Here is a 526-nt window from a genome sequence, read left to right on the forward strand (position 1 = left end):
CAAAGGTCATTTCCAGGTCGGCGGTCTGTTGTTGCAGGAATGTCCGCTCCCACTCCAGAGCCTCCCGCTTGGTGGGAAAGCCCCGTTTCATTTTCTTTACTTTCTTGCCCGTCCAGTCCTCGTAGTAAAAGGACGCATACCATGTGCCCTTTGCCTTGTCTTTGTATGCCGGCATTGTGGTTCCCTCCTTATTGTCTGTCCCGCAGCCCATAGAATTTTTCCTCGAAGTAGCGCCTGCTTACCCGTCCGGGAATGGTGAGAAAGCCTTTTTTCTTCAGCTCCTCGTTCATCTCCCGCACCAGCTTGTAGGCGTAGGGCTTGGAAATGCCCAGCTCCCTGGCGACCTCCTCTGCTCTCACAAACAGCTCCTTTTCCATGGTCAGCACCTCCTTATTTTAGTTTCGCAAATATGTTGATGTCACCATCTTCATTATACATTAACATAAGTGTTAATGTCAAGAATTTATTTCGCATTTTTGTTAAAGATTATCTTGCATCTTTCGCTTTTTTGCGCTATACTATTGGC

General features: G+C 47.5%; 2 protein-coding genes. Both read right to left on the minus strand.

Annotation, left to right across the window (positions count from 1 at the left end; genetic code table 11):
• The coding region (locus ACTQ3R_RS16590; RefSeq protein WP_441780241.1) for an Arm DNA-binding domain-containing protein at positions 1-211 on the minus strand (211 nt) is incomplete at its 3' end.
• Positions 189-377 (minus strand): hypothetical protein, encoded by a 189-nt coding sequence (locus ACTQ3R_RS16595; protein WP_004010379.1) that lies wholly within the window; start codon positions 375-377, stop codon positions 189-191. The genes ACTQ3R_RS16595 and ACTQ3R_RS16590, both read right to left, overlap by 23 nt.
• Positions 378-526: the final 149 nt, after the last annotated feature.

The sequence above is a fragment of the Lawsonibacter sp. LCP25S3_E2 genome (genome assembly GCF_052117285.1).
Classification (GTDB): Bacteria; Bacillota; Clostridia; order Oscillospirales; family Oscillospiraceae; genus Lawsonibacter.